Raw genomic sequence first — 18,872 nt, forward strand, 5'->3', positions numbered from 1 at the left:
AATTGTTGATTAATTTCAGAGAGTCGTAATTAACTGTAAGCGGTTTACTGAGGTTTCTTACAATCTCGCTCTGATCCCTATTTCGGATGAGTAACCAACAGAGCGCTCAGTTATTTTGAAGTCTTCATCAAGTACATAATATGTAGGGTAAGCCTGCACTTTATACGCTTGTGCCGTGCTCTGATTGCCGAGTAATACGGGCATGTCTAATTGTAGATCGCTGACAAACTTTGTTACTTCTTCGGTGGAACGATAATCCAACGCAATCGCCACTGCTTTGACTTTACCTTGCTGATGTAGTTTATCAATATTCGGCATGCTCACTCGACATACGCCGCACCAAGGCGCAAAAAAATACACGATACTTTGTTGACCTTTAAGCTGGATAGACGAATAAGTTTGCTTGGATTGTAAAATGGGTAGGTGAAATGGCGGCGCCGTTTGCTCTCCCGAGTCGGCAAGCATGTTTCTTTCTTGATAGGCTGAGACGGCGAAAAATACCAGCACAATGATGAAAGCTTGGCCAAGTAGCTTGAGCATACAAATGATCCCGTGATAACAGTAAGCAACAATAAAGACCGCAGTGTAGCGATCTTTATTGCAGCGGATCAATGTATTTGAGCTTAACCGTACGGGTTGTCGCCTAGGTAGCGTTTCGCTTTTTGCTCTTTTAATTTCGCTAAGTCAACGAGTACCAGACCATCGATACAGTTATTAAAGTCGGGATCTATACTAAAGCTCAGAAAGTTCACGCCTTGCTGTTCGCAAAGCTCCGTATATTGCTTAAATAATGTAGGAACTTGCGCACCCATATTAGCAAGAATATGTTTGAGCTCTGCGAAATCTTCTTTGATGTCATCGCCACTAAACATGTGTTGATAACGGTTAAGTTGATCATTACTTAGCTTCATTTCGTTGTTCGGTGTGGCGATACCTGCAAGGTTTGAAAAGTAATGTTGGTAGTGATACACCAACATGGCTTTTGCTTCATCCGGTAACGCGTTTGAGAGGCTGACTGCACCAAACATATAACGGTGTTCTGGGTAGCGCTTTACGAATGCACCGATCCCATACCACAGGTAATCTAGGCTCTTGCGACCCCAGTACTTGGGCTGCACAAAGCTGCGACCAAGTTCGAGGCCTTTTTCAAAGTATGGGGTCATGGCTTCACTGTACGAAAACAAGCTGTCGGTATAAAGCCCGGTTTGCCCGTGTTCTTCTATCACTTGCTTGGCACTTGCAAGGCGATAGGCACCCACCAGCTCAAGTTGTTTCGTGTCCCATAACAATAAGTGGTGGTAGTGCATATCGTACTTATCGATATCACGACGGTTACCACTCCCTTCTCCTACGGCCCTAAAGGCAATTTCTCTAAGGCGTCCAAGCTCTCTAAATATCACTGAGCTGCCGGTGTATTGGTAAACGTATATTTGCATGCCATCGGGTGTTTCACCGATACACTCGCACGCTTCCACTGCCTTTTTAAGTTCTTTGCGATTTTCTGGAACTGCAATCGGGGTTTGCGTTTTGAGTGGCAGTGGCTTTTTACTGGCAAGGCGATAAAGTTGCTTGCGAATAAGTGCTACTATCTCTTTGTCTTTTAGGTTATCAATAAGATAAGACTCTGGAGGAATGCTGGCGCCTATTTCAAATTCTAGCGATTTTTGCCTTTGTTTAAACATCTCTTTGACCAATAATAAACTGGCTAAAGGCTTATAAATCATACTGGTGCCGTAAAAGAGCGGACTGTTTTTCGCTTTGATAAAAATGGGTAAAATGGGGCAATTGGCTTTTTTAGCCATTCTTAAAAAGCCAGAGTTCCATTTGCAGTCTTTAATACCGGTTGGGCTTAAGCGAGAAACTTCACCTGCTGGGAAGATAAGTAGCGCCCCCTCAGATTTTAAATGCTTGTGAATGTTTGCCAGCTCTTGCTTTTTACTGGTTCCTGAGAGGTTATCAACAGGCAGTAATAGTGGATGCATTGGCGTAACTGACATCAACATCCGGTTAGCAACAACCTTTAAGTCAGGCCGTACTTGCGCCAGCACTTTGATTAGTGCCAGTGCATCTAAAGAGCCAATAGGATGGTTTGCGACGATCACCACCGGACCTTCGCTTGGGATATGCTCTATTTGCTTTGGTTTAAAGCGAGCATCAAAATCTAATTCATCGAGCACTTGTTCGACAAACTCTAGCCCTTGCAAATGGGGGTAGGTGTCAGCAAACGCGACAAACTCTTGCTCATGCAAGAGATAACCAAGCCCTTTTTTTACTAAACCTTTTACCTTTGGGGAGTTTTCAAGTTGTGGAAGATTTGCTTCAATGACTTTATCTACACTGATCATTTTTCATCACCTGTTGGCGCTTTTTTGCAAGAGTAAAAACTATTAATGACAAGCATGTTGCATTGGTATGTCATTTATTTTGCAGTGATAGCGTGTAGCGAGAATAAAGGAACAATATGGCTTTACTTATTTGTGTTACTGGTCGTAATAATGACAAGTTAGTTGCTAAGTTAGCAGCACTGTTGCCGCAGCAAACCTTGCTTGAATGGCCCGTTGATGATGTTAGCTTATTAAAGGAGGTTGAGTTTGTGCTGGCATGGAATGCGCCAGAGACGCTATGGTCACAGCTTACTAATTTAAAAGTAGTGCATTCCTACGGTGCTGGTGTTGATAGCATTCCGATGCAGCTATTACCACCACATGTAGAAGTTGCACGTATCGTTGACCCAAATTTAGCGGATGATATGGCTGAATATGTATTAGGCCAACTATTAAGCCATAAGCTTAGAGTTAGAGAGTACGGGGATAACCAATCTCAGCAAATATGGAAGCCTAGGCGCGCAAGAGCAGGTCGCACGGTTGGTATTATGGGGATGGGGCAACTTGGCCTTGCGGTCGCGCATAAGCTACACGTAAATGGATTTACCATCAAAGGTTGGTCCGGCTCTGCAAAACAACTCGACAATATTGAGCACTTCAGTGGGCAAGATGAGCTAGCTGCTTTTCTTTCAGGTATTGATTATCTTGTGTGCCTGCTACCATTGACTGAACATACCAAGGGGATATTGAACGCCCAGCTGTTTGCACTCGCGCCAGATCATTGCGTACTCATTAATGTTGCAAGAGGTGGTCATCTTAATGAGACGGATTTACTCAATGCGCTAGCGGCTGAGACGTTTGGCGGAGCTATTTTAGACGTATTTGACACTGAGCCACTCCCTGCATCACATGCCTTTTGGCAGCAGCCAAACATTAGTATTACTCCCCATGTTGCTGCATTAACCAGTTTAAATACGGCTGCTCAGCAAATTGCTAACAACTATTTAGCGATGCAGGAGGGCAAAACACTCGTTCATTTAGTTCAGAAAAAGCAGGGTTACTAATTGATTAAATGGTTGTAATTAACCACAGAGCAAGGTGTAAAGAGAATAGTATAAACTACTGTATAAAAAAACATCTTGAGTGTTTATGAATGATGCATTAATTTAACAAAAAAACAATAATAAAAAGGTCTAACCCATGAAGCAAAGTCAAGGTGGCGCGAAATTATCACTTGTTGTGGTTTCGGTTATTTTGTTAGGTGTATCGGCTTGGTTTAATCAAGCTAGTGCAAGTGAACTTCAGGGGACGACACCCACCGCAAATAGCAAATAAGCCGAGTATTTCTCGGCTTTTTGTTTTTTAGCGTTTAGCGTGACGCTCTCTATTTTCTTGTTTTTTCTCTTCACTCTTTCTTAGTAGTACGTAAGTAGAGCCGCTACCGCCATGGCATTTTAATGCAGAGTGAAATGCCAACACTTGTGGCATTTCTTGCAGCCATTTATTTGTATAGCTTTTCAGTACAGCGGGAAAGGGTTTACTGTTTAAACCGATACCATGCCTTAATAACAACACTCGGATGCTTTTTGCATGGCAATCTGTAACAAAGTCAAACAAGGCTTTACGGGCATCATGAAATGGTTTGCCATGTAAGTCTAAGGTAGCATCAACTTGATATTTACCTAATCTGAGATTTTTGTATACACCATCTTGGACGCCGCTTTTTTTATAGGCGAGTAGATCGTGTGGATCTAATAGATCTACGTACTCTGTAGATAAGTAATTAGGATCAAACTCAAGTTCTTGCTCGGCGGCCTCGCGTTTTGCGAGTTGCGAAATAGTAGGTTCGTTTTTGTGACGGCGTAATTCTGCTTTTTTGTCTTGGGCGAGCGGAGTGACGTCGCCCATTGAAGCTAAAAATAGCTCTTCATCAGTCATGGCCATACTGCTTCTCCATTAACAAGCAATGATGGCCATGATTTTAGCGCACCGAAGTGAAATAGGGAACTAGTCGCTGCGAACTAGTGAACTTCCAGCTGACCAAAGGTATAGACTTTGAATAGATAAAAAGTATTTATCAAAATCAAGCTAAGGTTAGAAATTACACTGGTGTTCATCAGATCAAGGCTAAACGAGATAAAAAGTACGCCACATGCGCACACAGCAGCTACTCTTAGTAGCGTTTTATGGTTAATAAAAAAGGCACCAAAACCTAAAGTAAGTAATATTAAGTTAAGTAGCCAGTCGAGCTCGTTTGCCATTGTCTGTTTGGTTCTCCAAATGCGTTTAAAGGATCGCCATTATGGTGATCATTTATGCTTCATTCAACTGATAAATTTTATGATTTTTACATTAGAAATTTTAATGGATTAATGGTGGCTGAATACTTATGTAGCAGCGCTTGCATAAGTCGTTACAAATACCCAGACGCACTTTTTATTTCTTTGTGAATAGTCTCAGCTATAGTTAAGTATCTTCATGATTATCATAAACAAGTTGATGAATCAGCGCAGATTAAGAAATGCATACCTATACTTAGTTACATATGTGCAAACCTAAGAGAGTTCCGCATAAGGCGATAATAAAAAGCCGTAGGCGACAAAAATAATTAAGGAAAGGCAATGAAAATGCTCAAGTACTACCTGTTTGCAAGTCTCTGTTTAGCCGCACTCACGATCCACAGTATTGGATCTTGGCTAATGTTGCCGCTTGCGTGGTTTACCGTCTCTATTTCTTTAGTTACTTTTGCTTATGCAACCAACTATCCGCACATATTTAGAAAGCACGGTACAGGCAAAATTCCTTGGTATATAACTTGGCTATTTTGGCCTTATTTAGGCTGTGTACATTTATACAATGCGATTGAAAGAGGTAGAGATGTTGTTGATGCATTTCAGCCGCTTACAGATAATTTATTTGTTGCTTGTCGGTTATTTCCAAGCGATGTGGATATGCTTAAGGCGGAAGGGATTGAAGCCATTTTAGACGTAACTGCTGAGTTCGATGGGTTAAACTGGTCGGCAGAACAGCAAGGCTTACACTACCTCAATATTCCAGTGTTAGATCATCAAGCGCCTACCTCAGAGCAGTTAGCGCATGGCATGGCATGGATAGCGGCGCAGCACGAATTAAAGCGAAAGGTTGTGGTGCATTGTGCGTTAGGTCGAGGACGCTCAGTGTTCTTTTGTACTGCTTATTTACTTGCAACCAACCCCGATTATACCGTCCGTGAAGCACTTGAAAAAATTCAAAACCGCCGTGAAACAGCGAGGTTAAACAAGCATCAGCTCAAAGGGCTGACAAAGCTACATCACAGTCAAAACTTTACCCATAGTGAGCAGGCGGCGTTAGTCATAAACCCTGTATCAGGATCGGGTAAATGGTTTACCTATGAAAATGACATTGTGGGTATGCTGACGGAAAAATATAACTTATCGATTCACTTTACAGAGAAAGAGACAGATGTCGCAGCTTTGGCTAAACAGATCATGTCTGATAAACAGCCAAATATCATCATCGCAGGGGGCGGTGATGGCACATTAGCAAGTGTTGCTCATGGTGTTCATCAACACGATGTACTGTTTGGTATATTGCCTTTAGGTACTGCAAATTCCTTAGCGACCGTGTTACTCGGTTCATTGTCAAAAATAGATCCCATTAACCGTGCCTGTGAAGCAATTTTAGCGGGTAAAACTAAGCCTATTGATATAATGAACTGTAATGGCCGCACCGCGCTTTTAGCGGCAGCCGTTGGCTTTGGTCAGGAAATGATAGAAAAGGCTGGGCGTGAAGAAAAGAATAACTCGGGGCAATTAGCCTATATTCGAGGCCTTTGGCAGGCGGTAAGTGAGAATAAGCCCCTTAATTTTAGAGTGAGCTTTGATGGCGCTGAGCAATCTCAAATAGAATGTGTTAGTCTGGTTGTAGCGAATGCAGCACCAAAAACCACAATTCTTGCTCAAGGTCATGGAGAGCCAATCTATGACGATGGCAAACTAGATATTACGATTTTACCGGTTGAGCCGGATGGTGCGCAGAATCTTACGGTAGCCGAACTTATTTTACCTAAATTAGACGGCAAACCTTCTAATATTCGCACCGAGCAGTGCGAAAAGATAAACATAGAATTTGAGCAAGAACAACACTTTGCACTAGATGGTGAAGTGCTTAGTGCAAAAAGTATTGAAATAGTGATCCAGAAACACGCGCTGAACGTAATGGTTCCGAATTAGGTATTTTGCGGCCATTCATTTAGTGTGTGAGATAAAAATCAAAAGTGGAAGCACTATTGGAGCATTGAGAGAGGGACTCAATTGAAAACCGTTTTATTAGTAGATGATGATCATGATTTTGCAGAGCTGGCCTGTCGCATTGTCGAATACTTAGGCCATGACGCGTGTTTAGCGAATGACTTGGCGTCGGCCAGACAATGGCTAGAAACGCAAAGTTTTGATCATATCTTTCTTGATTTTATGCTGCCAGATGGCAGTGGTTTACATCTAGTTGATGAAATTAGAGCCGCAGGGATCCGTACACCAATAACTATGGTCACGGGACATCCATCAGTAAAGTCTGCATTGTCGCAGCTTTGTCATGATGGGTTAAATTATCTCACTAAGCCCGTTGATGCAGACGATTTTAGAAACGCGTTAAGCCCTTCTAAGAACAAACCCAAGCGAACCGAGAGTCAAGCACATTTTGGTGTGTTGCTGGGCGAGTCTGCCAAAATGAAACATCTATATAAGATGATAGAGCGCGTGGCAGGTACCGACGCTAACGTGATGTTGATGGGAGAAAGCGGTGTAGGTAAAGAAATGTTTGCCCGCGCAATTCACAATGCCAGCACAGTGACAGGGGATTTGGTTAACGTAAACTGTGGTGCAATCCCGAAAGACTTGATCGGTAGCGAACTATTTGGTCACGAAAAAGGCGCGTTTACGGGAGCAAATGCTCAAAAAGTCGGAGTATTTGAGCAAGCAGAGAATGGCACTTTGTTTTTGGATGAGTTAACCGAAATGCCCATCGAGCAACAGCCAAACTTGCTACGTGTACTCGAAACACATACGGTGACACGAGTCGGTGGCACAAAGCCGATAAAAGTTAATTGTCGGGTAATATCGGCTACTAACCGTAGCGTCGAAGATATTGCTACCAATGACGTACTTCGAGAAGATATTTATTTCCGTTTGGCGGTATTTCCAATCCATATTCCACCGCTGAGAGAGAGAAAAGAAGACATTCCATTACTCGCCGAGCATTTTCTCCAGGGTTTGAATAAAAAAGGTAATAGTCAGTATGTAATTAAGGCGGCAGATATGAGCCGCTTGGTTGAATATGATTGGCCCGGTAATGTACGTGAACTCAAACACACAATCCATCGTGCCTATATTATGGCGGATCACGATGACCATAGCTTAGTATTTGATGCGAACTTCGCCTCACCATTCGCACAGGCGAAACGCATGGTGGAGCATGCGCAGTTAAATCGCGCTTCAATTCCACCACAGGTGGGCACGTCAAGCAGAGCAAATGCGATTCAAGTACCAACGCCTGAAATGAAGCCAGGTAAAACGATTGAAGAAGTAGAAAGAGAATTGATCTATCAAACGTTAGAATCAGTAGAAGGAAATAAGACGCTGGCCGCGCGAATGCTTGGGATCAGTACAAAAACGCTCTACAACCGTTTAAACGCCTATGAGGGAGAAACACAGTCATAATTTCGGGGAGGAACAATGACACAACATGATCAAGGTACGCTCGCGAAGTTAGTGCATGACGCACGCAAGCCTTTGAATCAAATTTCAATGAATTCAGAGTTGATCAAACTTATCGCTGAACAACCTGATTCTCAACAACAGATAATCGAGATAGCAAATACGATTATTAAAGCAACCAAAGAGTGTAGCGAGCTGTTACAGACGCTGGTGGAGCAAGGAAATGATGAGTGAACAATGAGTCCAAGTTTAGTTATTTTATGAACTTAAGTAATAAACTTAACTTTATCTGGTTTGCGGTTGTTGTGAGTGTTGGCCTTGTAGCGTCCAATGCCCTAATCGGTTTTAACAATGTTAAAGAATTAAACCAAGTTCAAGAGAGTATCCGAAACACCAGCGAAGTAATGATGTCTCTGGATCAGCTGCATATTGCGATGTTAAATGCGGAGGCAGGACAACGAGCATTTTTAATCTCAAATAAAGAAAGCGATTTAGCACCTTTTATAAAAGCATTGCAAAACCTTGATGAGAGCATAGCGAAAGTTGGTCAGAATCACTCTGAAAGCGATGTACAGCAGCAAAAAATTAATCGTTATATCGAAGGGGTAAAAGCGCGATTTAAAACTTTGCAAAGTACGGTGATTGTTGCACGTAATACCGATACAGGTAATGAAGCTTTATTACTTGACCGAGCTGCGGACTCTGGAGGGGATCTACGAGAAGAGTTCACTCAGATCATGGCCGCAGAAGTGGACATCCGGACTATTCAGCTGAATCAGTTAAAACGTGTCCGCAAAGAAGCGCAAGTTAATATCGTTGTATTTACTTTGCTGAGCGCCGTGATGATTTTTGCTATTTTGCTACTTTTAGTCGTCAATCTACGCAGCGCAAAGAAAGCAAAGAGCGAGTTAGAAGAAGCAAACGATCATTTAGAAGAAAAGGTGCAAGCGCGTACCGAAGCACTAGAACATTACGCTGAAGAGCTAAATCGTAGCAACCGAGAGCTCGAAGACTTTGCGTTTGTTGCCTCTCACGACCTGCAAGAACCACTAAGAAAGATCCGCGCTTTTGGTGATCGCATCGAAAAGAATTATGGCGAGCACCTTGATGACAAGGGCAAGGATTATTTGGCTCGAATGACGAGTGCCGCACAGCGGATGTCAACGCTTATCACTGACTTGCTTGAGTTATCCCGAGTTACCACCAGAGCAAAGCCTTTTGAAGAACAGGATCTCAACCAAGTTTTACAGTTTGTGTTGGACGATTTAGAAATTGCAGTTCATGACAGTAGTGCGAGCGTAAACTCGGACGTGTTACCGACAATAAAATGTGATGCTAGTCAAATACACCAGCTGTTTTTAAATCTACTTTCCAATGCTATTAAATTCAGAGTAGAAGGGCGCGATCCGATTATTACAATCACGGTTGAAAGCAGCCAATTGATGAGTCAAGATGCTTATACTTTTGTGGTAGAAGATAATGGCGTTGGCTTTGATGCTGAATATGCTGAGAAAATATTCTCGCCTTTTCAACGACTACATGACAGAAAAAAATATGCTGGTACTGGCATTGGTTTAACCGTGTGTAGACGCATTGTTGAGCGACACGGCGGAACGATTTCAGCGACCAGTGAAGATGGTAAAGGTGCTAAATTCACGATCACATTACTCGCTGAACCAACACCAATTATTCAGGAACTGAAGAATGAACTATAAAAAAACTCAGCCAATCCATATTTTGATGGCGGATGATGACGAAGATGATCGCTTGTTGGCTCAAGACGCTTTAGAAGAAAGCCGAGTACTCAATGCATTTCAGTTTGTTAAGGACGGGGTTGAGCTTTTGGAATATTTGAGAAATGAGGGAGAGTTTACTGATAAACAACGATATCCAAGACCGAACCTCATTTTACTTGACCTGAATATGCCAAGAATGGATGGTAGAGAAGCGTTACAAGAAATCAAAAAAGATCCAATACTACGTTCTATACCCGTGGTTATCTTAACTACTTCCAAAGAGGAAGAAGACAAACTGAGAGGGTATGACTCAGGCGCTGCATCTTATATTACTAAGCCCGTGGATTTTGATGGTTTAGTTGATTTGATGAAACATTTAGGCAAGTACTGGATTGAAATAGTAGAGCTGCCAAATTAATCCCATCGCGCTTGTGCAAACAAGCGCTACCTCACCGCAAGTCGTCCTATACTTGTTTCAACATAACGTGACGACCCAAACGAATTAATATCACTTCATTTGTGGAGGCTAGTATGACAAAGGAGTCGGTCAGTGAAGTCAATGTGCTGCTCATTGAAGATGACGAAGACGATTATATTTTAACCTTAGATTATTTACAGTCTATTCCTAACTTTAAATTTAATCTCGTTTGGCAAAGCCAATACCATCAAGCGCTAGAAGCACTGGAGAGTAATGGCTTCGATCTCTGCTTATTGGATTATCAATTAGGCCCACAAACCGGTTTGAGCGTGTTAAAAGAAGCCAGAGCAAGACAGGTTCATACGCCGATAATCATGCTGACGGGGCAATCAGATGAAGTGTTAGATAACGAAGCCCTAAAAGCGGGTGCTGAAGACTTCGTGCTTAAGTCAGAAATAAGCAGCGCTCGATTTATTCGTTCCATTCGCTATGCTTTGGCACGCAAAGAACTTGAACGTGAACGCCTGGAGCGATTGCGAGTCGAGTCTGACAGTCGAGCAAAAGACCGCTTTTTGGCACATTTAAGCCATGAGTTGAGAACGCCGTTAACGTCTATTCTAGGTTACACCAATCTCCTCCTGTCTCGGGAAGAGTTGCAGAATGTTAAGCCCGAGCTTTCTATAATCAATAACAATAGCGAGCACTTACTTAACTTATTAAATGATGTACTCGACCTATCCAAGCTAAATGAAAACCGGTTACAGCTAAATAAGCAAAGCACGTGTTTGAATAGCTTTCTAAGTGATTTATATAGTCTGTTTAAAATGGCCGCAGCCAAGAAAGGCTTGAGTTTTAGCATTGAAGCTAAAACACCACTTCCTCAAGATGTAAAGGTTGATAAAACACGACTAAAACAGGTACTTATCAACATTATTTATAATGCAATTAAGTTCACAAGCTCCGGTTTCGTGAAGGTTGAGATCACCTTACAGGCTGATGCAAAACTTGAGTTCAAGGTGATTGATACAGGTATTGGTATTCCTTGCGAGAAGCTTAAACGTATATTTAAACCTTTTGAACAAGTACAAAACGTCACAACGCGCACGGATGAAGGTGCTGGTCTTGGTTTAGCTATTAGCTCTGCACTCATTAAACTGATGGGAGGCGAGCTTGCGGTTGAGTCAACCTTGGGAGAGGGGAGTGAGTTTGGTTTTAGTATTGATCTTGGTGCTATCGATGAAATGACTCTGGCGCCATTGATGCTAGATAAAACCCAAAATGCGACCGATAACTCGCTTCCATCTGATTTGCAAGGGCATATCCTTATCGTTGAAGACATTAGTGAGATCCAGATGTTATTGCGCACCCTGATTGGTCAAACCGGCGCAACCGCTGAAATTGCGGGCGATGGCATTGAAGCGCTTGCGATGCTTAAGGATGATCCAGATAAGTATGACTTAGTCTTTATGGACTTGCACATGCCAAGAATGGATGGTCGAGACACTATTGTTGCGCTCAGAGAGCGTGGTATTGACTTACCTGTTGTCGCACTAACAGCGGCCGCTCAAAAAGGCACAAAAGAAGAATTAATGGCGCTTGGCTTTAGCGATATGATGAGCAAGCCTGTTAATGTCTCTGAGTTAGGAGAATATTTAGCTCACTACTTGAGTGACGAGTTGGCAACATCTAGCGATGATGTGGCGCAAACTACCGGTACTTTGCGGTTTTTAGTGGTAGAAGACGACGCAGATACACGCAACCTGCTTAAGCTGTTAATTAATTCACTGCAAGTGAATGTGGTTACGGCAGAGTGCGCGCAAACTTGTTGGCAGCATTTTGTTGGTCCTGAGCGCTTTGACACGATTTTACTGGATATAGGTCTGCCCGATAAGTCTGGGCTTACGCTTGCGCGAGAGATTAAAGCACAAGATCCTAATCAGCATATCGTGATTGCAAGTGGTTTTGATCCAGAGCCGGAAAAATTGGCCGAGTCACAAGTAGATGACGTGTTGTTAAAGCCTATAACACTGGTGGATCTGAAAGAAATTAAAGAAAAGCTGGTTTAGCTAAGAACCAAAGAATAGCGCAAGGAATTAAATGATACCTTGCGCTATTCTTTGTAGAAGTACGATTTTTCTTAGTGCACCAAACTTGCCATATTTAGCGCTGAGTGCGCCAAACATAAACATGAAGCCCAACCCTTGAGGAGAGCTAATCGCGCCGGTAAATACTTTTTTGGCTTTCACTTGGGTAAGGTGATTAAAATGTCTAGCGGTAATGAGCTTTTTCTTCTCTATCACCACTTCTTGGTGCAACTTATCAGTGATGAATTCAGCGAGCTTCGTCATTACTGGCCTCCTGCTTCGCAACTGAAGTATAAAACCCAGACGTCAGGTCATTTATGCTGTTATTAAAGAGCTTTAGCCCTGTGATGATCAGGTAATAAATCATTGCGATATTGATAGTAAGTACAATACCGGCCGATATAAACCAGCTTAGGCCTGCGTAGGTTAAGGCGTAAGCAAATAACACATGCAAGCTGCCCCATACCATTGCCGTTAAAATTAAAGAAAATAGAATTAACCCGAGCGCGATACATAAAGTTTTTAAATTAGCTCTGAACTTCGCACCTAATAGGTTAATTTGTGCTTCAGCGATTTGCTGATAACTGTCGAATAATAGAGACACAGAATCTTTAAGCTCAGCGAGCGCTGGCGTGCGCTCGTGAGCTGCTGCTTGACGGTCTCTTACTTGAGCTTGGTCTTGCATGATTACTTATTCCTTAACAGCATAGTTGCCAACATACCGAGTGAAAATGCGATACCAGCCGTTTTTACTGGGTTTTCCGTTGCATACTTTTTCACACCAGATGTATTCCACGCACGTTCCCACTCTTTACGCTTGGCACCAATGGCTTCGCTTGAGTTATGACCTTTTTCACGCAGCGAGGTTTCAGTGCGAGATGCTGAAGCGTGCAGTGAATCTACTGACGCATGTAATGTATCTGCAATTTGATCCGTAACTGGGTGACTAGAATCATGGCCATTTGACTGTGGTTTTGCTGTGTTACTTGTCTGTGTTTGGTTTGCTTGGTTACTCATAAACTACTCCTTATTCGTTTAGTTCACTGTATTCGTTGCAAACCCTTTGCCAACTTAAAAGTTGAGTAATATCAGTCTATTAGATTTATCTCATGTTTTGTGTCGGTAGATGCGATACGAAGGGTGTAAATGTTACATAGCAGAACCTACAGGGTGTAGAGTTTAAAAAAAGTGACAGGTTTTATTTCTAGCTGTGAATGGCAAATATTACATCTAGAGTTTTTCTATCTTTAAATGCTGTTTTCTGCAAACAAAGGAATCGCGAGAAAGCACTCACATTATTCAATATGAGAGCCATACGCTGAAAACAAAAAAGGCGCTACCAGTGGTAGCGCCAAAACCAGACTCTTGTGAAAGAGCCAGGACTGAGTCAAAGGGGAAATAATTGGGAGGCTATAAATTAGCCATCATTACTGCTTAAAATTGATACTCGATAGAGACCGCAGCTACGTCCATATCTGGATCGATATCGTCTTCAAGTTCGTAGCGCGTGTATTCTAAACGCATGTTAATGTTTTCGTTAAGGTGAAACTCTACACCGGCACCATAAAGCCAGTCGCCACCTTCAAGGTTAGATGAAACACGACCTACAGCTGGAATATCAGCATAGATATCTGCATCCCATTCAAGCCAACCACCTTTTGCGTAAACTGAAAAGTATTCGTTTAATGGGGCTGAGATACGAGTAGATAAAGAAATACCATCGATTTCAGCAGAGTTGTCTATGTCACTTGCTTCGTCGAAGTTTTCATAGGCCAGTTCAAAACTCCAATATGGATTAATTTTCGTACCCACATACGCTTTTAACATAGAAGAGTCATCGTCGAAAGAGGTGTCGTTCTCACGATCTTCCCACTGAAAAGAGTATTGGCCGTAACCGATACCTGTATAAATTTTATAATCTTCTAGTCCAAAATCAGACTCCGCGTGAGCAGCGGTAGATGCAAGACCTAGAGAAGCTAGTAACGCAGCGGCAATAGTTAATTGTTTCATCTTTACTCCTTAAATCAATATAAATATGGGAGGGGGGAGTGCCCCCTCAAATCAAAATTGCTTATGATTTTTTAGTAACGCGAAGGTTATCTTTTACATCTTTAACGTCATTGGCGTTTTTCGCGATTTGCACAGCAAGTTTGCGCTCAGCTTCGCTACCAACATGGCCGTTTAGTGTTACGACTAAACCTTCCACATCAACATCGATGTCAGTACCATCTACATCCGTGTCAAACAGGTAGCGAGACTTAATTACTGTTGCGATTTTTGCGTCAGTAAAGCCGCTATCGCTTTCGTAGTTACGCTCTTTTTTGCGTTCATCTGACATATCTACGATAGTCAGGTCGTTTTTCACTTCTTTTACGCCATCGATACCTAGTACCAGTTCTTCAGCTAGCTTTTTGTCTACTGAGTGTTCAACTTTACCAGTTAGCACTACAACGCCATTTTTCACATCTGTGTTAATGTCAAAGTTGTTCAGCTCACCGTTGAAAAGTAGCGTCGCTTCTGCTTTACCGTCTATCCAAGCATCGCTTGCTTCTTTTTCCCAAGAATTATCAGCAGCAAAAGCTGAAGCAGTAGTAAGTGAAGATACAAGTACAGTTGCGATTAATGTCTTTTTCATAATTAAACTCCTTTAATTTCGTAGTCGAATTACCTATTGCAGCTGTTGTGCCATGTTGTAAGTTGCTGAATTTTATATTTTTTTTATTTTGTTGGTAAGTTTTAAGGAAGAATTTACCGAGAAAATGTTTACATTACTTTGTAATAATTACCTTTTTCATGAATGGCTAATTAATATCAGTAGGAATGATTACTGCATTCGATCGTTGTTGCGTACTTATATAGGAGTTAGTAATTATGAATTTAGAAAAGTTTTGGACGTTAATTAATGATAAGTTAATCTCTTGGCTTGAATCCGGTGTGCAGTTACTACCGAATATGATCCTAGCCTTAATGATACTAATATTCTTTACAGCGCTGGCTAAAATATCATCTATTTGGTTTTCTAAAGCGATTAAAAAAGCAATAAAGACAGAACAAGTTGCTTCTCTTATTAGTTCCATATTTAAAGTCTCTATTATTGCCATTGGGATTTTCTTCGCTTTAGATATAGTAAAACTATCAGGTGCCGTAATGTCATTGTTGGCTGGGGCGGGGATCATTGGCCTTGCTATTGGCTTTGCATTCCAAGACATGACTGAGAACCTCATCGCTGGATTTGTGATGGGAGTCAGAAAGCCCTTTATGGTCGGTGACATTATCAGAACCAAGGATTGCTTTGGCACGGTAAGCAAAATCAATTTGAGAAATACCTTGGTAGAAAATTTTTATGGCCAGCTGTCTTATATTCCCAACAAAATTCTCTTTAAGAATGAGTTACAAAACTACACCAAGCTTGGTAAGCGAAGAATAGAAGTACCAGTTGGTATCTCATATGCGGATGACCCAGAACAAGCCCGCGAGGTGATTGTTGAGGCCATTAATAAGCTTGATTTCGTAGTAAACCAAAAAGAAACGGATGTCTATGCTGAGTCTTTTGGTGATAGTTCTATCAATCTATTAGTGTGGTTTTGGATAGACTACCCAGCGGATCCCGGCTTTATGGTGGTCAGGCACCAAGCAATTTGTACAATTAGCCGTGTTTTAGCTGATAACGATATCTTAATTCCTTTCCCTATTAGGACGATGGATTTCAATGCCAAAGGCAGTACGACCTTAAGTGCGCAATTATCACAGGAATAATTTACATCTAGTTTGTAATATTTTCACCGCTCTGAAAGTTCTTATATTAAAAATCCTTGTAAAATAATGGTTTATAATTTGGCATTTAATCTGCATTAACGAAAAGGACAGAAATAATATTTGCAAAATGCACTTATTAAATATTTAAGCGAAAGGAGTTATTTATGGCAGATTCAAATTACGACATGGAGCCGGTAAAAGAGCTCATTAAAGTATTAAATGGTGGTGTAGATTTTTACACCGAAGCTAAGAAGAAGCTAGATAATATCGAATTAAACCGCGTATTTGACCAAATGATTGTAGATAAAGCGCAAGCAATCTCGGATCTACAACCATTTGTTCTTATCGACGAGGGTGAAATAGAGACTGATTCAGCACTTAGCATCGACATTCGTGAATCGTACACCAAGTTGGTTAGTATGGTGAGCACCGATAAAGAGCACACCTATATTTCTCAGCTAGAAGAAGTGGAAGACAAAGTGTTGAGCAAGCTTGATAAAGCGCTAAGCAAAGATCTTCCACCTAAATGCAAGAGTGTATTACTGCAAATCCAAACCAGAATGCAAGCTTGTCACGATCAAATGAAGCAGTTGCAAGAGCTAACTGCCTAAGGAGAATGTTATGTTGAGTTGGGCTGTAATGTTTTTATTCCTAGCACTTGTCGCAGCCGTGTTAGGTTTCACCGGAATCGCGGGCGCTGCGGCAGGTATGGCGAAAATTCTATTCTTTGTGTTTATCGCCTTTATGATTATTTCGTTTATTTTTGGCAAAGCACGAGCTCCCAGGTAAAAGGGATTTAACGTACTAAAACGGTTTTAGGAGATAGATTATGAAATCAGCAATTACATTAGCGAAAGCATTTGGTTTTGTTTCAATTTTAGCACTTTTTGGTTGTAGTGAAGGTCCGGCGGAAGACGCGGGAGAGCGTTTCGATGAAACGGTTCAAGAAGTTGAAAACAGCGTAGAAGATGCCTGTGAAGATGTAAAAGAGAACCTGAACGCTGAAAACGAAGAGTGTTAAACACTAGCATTTTTGGCTAAAAAGTATGGTGTAAAAATTTTACACCATACTTTTTTGTTGTTTAAATAACCTGAGGTTTGGATAAGGAATGTTCCAACTCATTGTTTCTAGAGCACAACTTAGTTTTTTCCTTGTCTAGCCAGAGAGTTTTAGGGAAAACACCGCTTCCGCGTCCTGCTCTCGCTAAGGTACCTACATCCTGTAGGCAAGGCGAATTTACGCACCAATAGCTGGCTATTGGAAGTGAATTCAACGCAGTTAGCGCTAAAACTGGCTGCTAGAAAGGCATTAATTATCCGCAGCTCAGGTTAAATACAAACCGTCTGCGAAGAAATAGTAAAGCTAACAATGGCAATTGCCAAAATAAACTTCCTCCAGAGCCATCATCATCCACTCTATCACCATCTTTATCAGAAGCTTTCACATTGAAGGTAACTTCTTGACTGATAATTTCCCTATTCTCAAATGAGCCTATGAGCTTTACTTTTTGGTCACCAGCTTGGGTGAAAGTATATGTGATTTTCTTTCCTTTTTTAGCCGAACCGTCAGGCATATTCCATTGGTAATCAAGCGCTAATGGTTTAACGGATTGCAATTCGGCACTCAGGGTTGTTGGTTTGTTGAGCATAATATTGTTGGATGAAGCAATGTTTAACATTTTAACGAAGGGGGTAACCGCATCCACTTCGTGTGTCTTGCTATAACTAAGGTTCTGATTAGCAAAAACTTCCAGCTGAACTGTATAGAAACCAGGCTGTTTATATTGATACTGAGGCTCTTTTTCTGTGCTGCTTTGCCCGTCACCAAACTGCCACATATAGGAATACTCAGTAGCAAACCCATGATGACTGGATGAAAGAGCAAGTAACAAAAATATCCTTTTAAGGTACATGTTGAACTCCTGTCGATTTTCTTCTCGTTATATTAACCATGATTCAATGCTTAGTCGACAAGTTTGCTACATGTAGAAGGCGAAATTTGTTAATTTATTTGTTTCAATAATGTTTAAATGTGTTTATTTATATAATTAAAATTAACAAAATGTAAAATTAATTGTTGATTTTTTGTGCCTGATAGTGTTTATAATTTATTTAGTTTAATTACTCAAAACACGAATAACTCTTTACATTCACTAAAGAATCATTTGTGCATACTCAAGGAGAGGTAGGTGAACAAAAGGCATACACCCTTCGTGGTTGGGCTTGTTGCGGCGGCGCTATGTGCAATATGGCTCGTAAATAAAATAGACAATAACGCAGATGCAGCCAATGCTGCTGCAAACGTTAATACAGGGAAGCAAAGCAATATAATTGTGTTAACCGAATCTGATACGGCAATACCAAAAGAATCACAATCACTGGAACGCGAGCTTGCATTAGTTCCAAAAACATCAAATTCACTCTTTGATTTCCCGTTAAGGCCATTAGAAGAGCTGCACGATATTCGTGAACTTGAATCTGAATACGATTTTGTACGCGCACAACTTGAATCTAAGCAGGCGGTGGAGAAAGTAAATGATGATGCATTATCTACCGAAGATATCGCAGCCTTAAAGCGTGCATATACGCATTTAAATCAAGTTACTAGAAAACTAAGTGAGCTACAGGCAGAGCACATAGAAAGAGAGTTTACGCATACTTATGGAGAAAATGCGTTTGCTGAGGATATGCGCTTTGTACGTAATACCGTGGCTGAGACATTAGAAAAACGTAAGCAAGCAAGGAGGGAGTGGGAGCGGGAAATAGAGAAAATGGAAAACCAAGAAGTACATGAAGTAATAAACGAAGAAAATGAAGTTCGATAACTCACTAAATGAGTC

23 protein-coding genes are annotated in these 18,872 nt (G+C 41.4%); 13 read left to right on the plus strand and 10 right to left on the minus strand.

Going from position 1 to position 18,872, the window contains the following annotated elements; all coding sequences use genetic code 11:
• Positions 1 to 57: 57 nt before the first annotated feature.
• Positions 58 to 540 carry a TlpA disulfide reductase family protein gene (locus MHN30_RS01840; protein WP_069020178.1) on the minus strand — a complete coding sequence of 161 codons (483 nt, stop codon included), beginning with the start codon at positions 538 to 540 and terminating at the stop codon, positions 58 to 60.
• A gap of 83 nt (positions 541 to 623) precedes the next feature.
• Positions 624 to 2,345, minus strand: coding sequence for a lysophospholipid acyltransferase family protein (locus tag MHN30_RS01845; RefSeq protein ID WP_130163677.1), 1,722 nt, complete (start codon positions 2,343 to 2,345; stop codon positions 624 to 626).
• 116 nt (positions 2,346 to 2,461) lie between these two features.
• On the opposite strand from MHN30_RS01845, the gene MHN30_RS01850 reads away from it, so the two are divergent.
• Both MHN30_RS01850 and MHN30_RS23770 read left to right on the plus strand, forming a co-directional pair.
• On the plus strand, positions 2,462 to 3,388 hold the full coding sequence (locus MHN30_RS01850) for a glyoxylate/hydroxypyruvate reductase A (RefSeq protein ID WP_239357618.1): 927 nt from the start codon (positions 2,462 to 2,464) through the stop codon (positions 3,386 to 3,388).
• Between the two features lie 136 nt (positions 3,389 to 3,524).
• On the plus strand, positions 3,525 to 3,659 hold the full coding sequence (locus MHN30_RS23770) for a hypothetical protein (protein ID WP_010378895.1): 135 nt from the start codon (positions 3,525 to 3,527) through the stop codon (positions 3,657 to 3,659).
• Between the two features lie 27 nt (positions 3,660 to 3,686).
• Here the strand turns inward: MHN30_RS23770 and smrA are convergent, their stop codons facing one another.
• Positions 3,687 to 4,268, minus strand: coding sequence for a DNA endonuclease SmrA (smrA, locus tag MHN30_RS01855; RefSeq protein WP_010606588.1), 582 nt, complete (start codon positions 4,266 to 4,268; stop codon positions 3,687 to 3,689).
• Between the two features lie 77 nt (positions 4,269 to 4,345).
• Entirely contained in the window at positions 4,346 to 4,585 is a 240-nt protein-coding gene (locus tag MHN30_RS01860; RefSeq protein WP_010378899.1) for a hypothetical protein, read from the minus strand.
• A 360-nt stretch (positions 4,586 to 4,945) separates the two neighbouring features.
• Here MHN30_RS01860 and MHN30_RS01865 point away from each other — a divergent pair, with 360 nt between their 5' ends.
• From MHN30_RS01865 to MHN30_RS01890, 6 genes are all read left to right on the plus strand, one after another.
• Positions 4,946 to 6,556, plus strand: a complete 1,611-nt coding sequence (locus MHN30_RS01865) for a diacylglycerol kinase family protein (RefSeq protein WP_039496862.1) — start codon at positions 4,946 to 4,948, stop codon at positions 6,554 to 6,556.
• Between the two features lie 81 nt (positions 6,557 to 6,637).
• On the plus strand, positions 6,638 to 8,041 hold the full coding sequence (locus tag MHN30_RS01870; RefSeq protein WP_239357627.1) for a sigma-54 dependent transcriptional regulator: 1,404 nt from the start codon (positions 6,638 to 6,640) through the stop codon (positions 8,039 to 8,041).
• Positions 8,042 to 8,056: 15 nt separating this feature from the next.
• Positions 8,057 to 8,272 (plus strand): histidine kinase, encoded by a 216-nt coding sequence (locus MHN30_RS01875; protein ID WP_010378905.1) that lies wholly within the window; start codon positions 8,057 to 8,059, stop codon positions 8,270 to 8,272.
• Positions 8,269 to 9,753 (plus strand): sensor histidine kinase, encoded by a 1,485-nt coding sequence (locus MHN30_RS01880; RefSeq protein WP_130163680.1) that lies wholly within the window; start codon positions 8,269 to 8,271, stop codon positions 9,751 to 9,753. The genes MHN30_RS01875 and MHN30_RS01880 overlap by 4 nt, the downstream gene beginning before the upstream one ends.
• Complete coding sequence (locus tag MHN30_RS01885) at positions 9,743 to 10,192, plus strand: response regulator (RefSeq protein WP_010378908.1); 450 nt, start codon at positions 9,743 to 9,745, stop codon at positions 10,190 to 10,192. Before MHN30_RS01880 ends, MHN30_RS01885 begins: the two co-directional genes overlap by 11 nt.
• A 113-nt stretch (positions 10,193 to 10,305) precedes the next feature.
• Positions 10,306 to 12,258 carry a response regulator gene (locus MHN30_RS01890; RefSeq protein WP_239357639.1) on the plus strand — a complete coding sequence of 651 codons (1,953 nt, stop codon included), beginning with the start codon at positions 10,306 to 10,308 and terminating at the stop codon, positions 12,256 to 12,258.
• Between the two features lie 27 nt (positions 12,259 to 12,285).
• Here the strand turns inward: MHN30_RS01890 and MHN30_RS01895 are convergent, their stop codons facing one another.
• The 5 genes from MHN30_RS01895 to MHN30_RS01915 all read right to left on the minus strand — a co-directional run bounded on the left by MHN30_RS01895 (position 12,286) and on the right by MHN30_RS01915 (position 14,911).
• Positions 12,286 to 12,540: a hypothetical protein gene (locus MHN30_RS01895; protein WP_010378914.1), complete on the minus strand. Its 255-nt coding sequence runs from the start codon at positions 12,538 to 12,540 to the stop codon at positions 12,286 to 12,288.
• A complete protein-coding gene (locus MHN30_RS01900) occupies positions 12,524 to 12,961 on the minus strand; it encodes a hypothetical protein (RefSeq protein WP_222241071.1) in 438 nt (145 codons plus the stop codon). The genes MHN30_RS01895 and MHN30_RS01900 overlap by 17 nt, the downstream gene beginning before the upstream one ends.
• Before the next feature lie 2 nt (positions 12,962 to 12,963).
• Entirely contained in the window at positions 12,964 to 13,293 is a 330-nt protein-coding gene (locus MHN30_RS01905; RefSeq protein WP_130125970.1) for a hypothetical protein, read from the minus strand.
• Positions 13,294 to 13,710: 417 nt separating this feature from the next.
• Positions 13,711 to 14,286: an outer membrane beta-barrel protein gene (locus MHN30_RS01910; protein WP_130163684.1), complete on the minus strand. Its 576-nt coding sequence runs from the start codon at positions 14,284 to 14,286 to the stop codon at positions 13,711 to 13,713.
• A 61-nt stretch (positions 14,287 to 14,347) separates the two neighbouring features.
• Entirely contained in the window at positions 14,348 to 14,911 is a 564-nt protein-coding gene (locus tag MHN30_RS01915; protein ID WP_010378923.1) for a BON domain-containing protein, read from the minus strand.
• A 236-nt stretch (positions 14,912 to 15,147) separates the two neighbouring features.
• Here MHN30_RS01915 and MHN30_RS01920 point away from each other — a divergent pair, with 236 nt between their 5' ends.
• From MHN30_RS01920 to MHN30_RS01935, 4 genes are all read left to right on the plus strand, one after another.
• Positions 15,148 to 16,032: a mechanosensitive ion channel family protein gene (locus MHN30_RS01920; RefSeq protein WP_211858110.1), complete on the plus strand. Its 885-nt coding sequence runs from the start codon at positions 15,148 to 15,150 to the stop codon at positions 16,030 to 16,032.
• Between the two features lie 164 nt (positions 16,033 to 16,196).
• Positions 16,197 to 16,643 (plus strand): PA2169 family four-helix-bundle protein, encoded by a 447-nt coding sequence (locus MHN30_RS01925; RefSeq protein WP_039496879.1) that lies wholly within the window; start codon positions 16,197 to 16,199, stop codon positions 16,641 to 16,643.
• A 10-nt stretch (positions 16,644 to 16,653) separates the two neighbouring features.
• Positions 16,654 to 16,821, plus strand: a complete 168-nt coding sequence (locus MHN30_RS01930) for a DUF1328 domain-containing protein (protein ID WP_010378934.1) — start codon at positions 16,654 to 16,656, stop codon at positions 16,819 to 16,821.
• A gap of 40 nt (positions 16,822 to 16,861) precedes the next feature.
• Positions 16,862 to 17,053: a hypothetical protein gene (locus MHN30_RS01935; protein ID WP_010378936.1), complete on the plus strand. Its 192-nt coding sequence runs from the start codon at positions 16,862 to 16,864 to the stop codon at positions 17,051 to 17,053.
• 292 nt (positions 17,054 to 17,345) lie between these two features.
• On the opposite strand, the gene MHN30_RS01940 is transcribed toward MHN30_RS01935, so the two are convergent.
• Entirely contained in the window at positions 17,346 to 17,945 is a 600-nt protein-coding gene (locus MHN30_RS01940; RefSeq protein WP_222241067.1) for a PKD domain-containing protein, read from the minus strand.
• Between the two features lie 276 nt (positions 17,946 to 18,221).
• Between MHN30_RS01940 and MHN30_RS01945 the strand changes: the two genes are divergently transcribed.
• On the plus strand, positions 18,222 to 18,857 hold the full coding sequence (locus MHN30_RS01945) for a hypothetical protein (protein WP_239357641.1): 636 nt from the start codon (positions 18,222 to 18,224) through the stop codon (positions 18,855 to 18,857).
• Positions 18,858 to 18,872: the final 15 nt, after the last annotated feature.

This window comes from Pseudoalteromonas sp. OF7H-1, assembly GCF_022347825.1.
GTDB lineage: Bacteria > Pseudomonadota > Gammaproteobacteria > Enterobacterales > Alteromonadaceae > Pseudoalteromonas > Pseudoalteromonas maricaloris.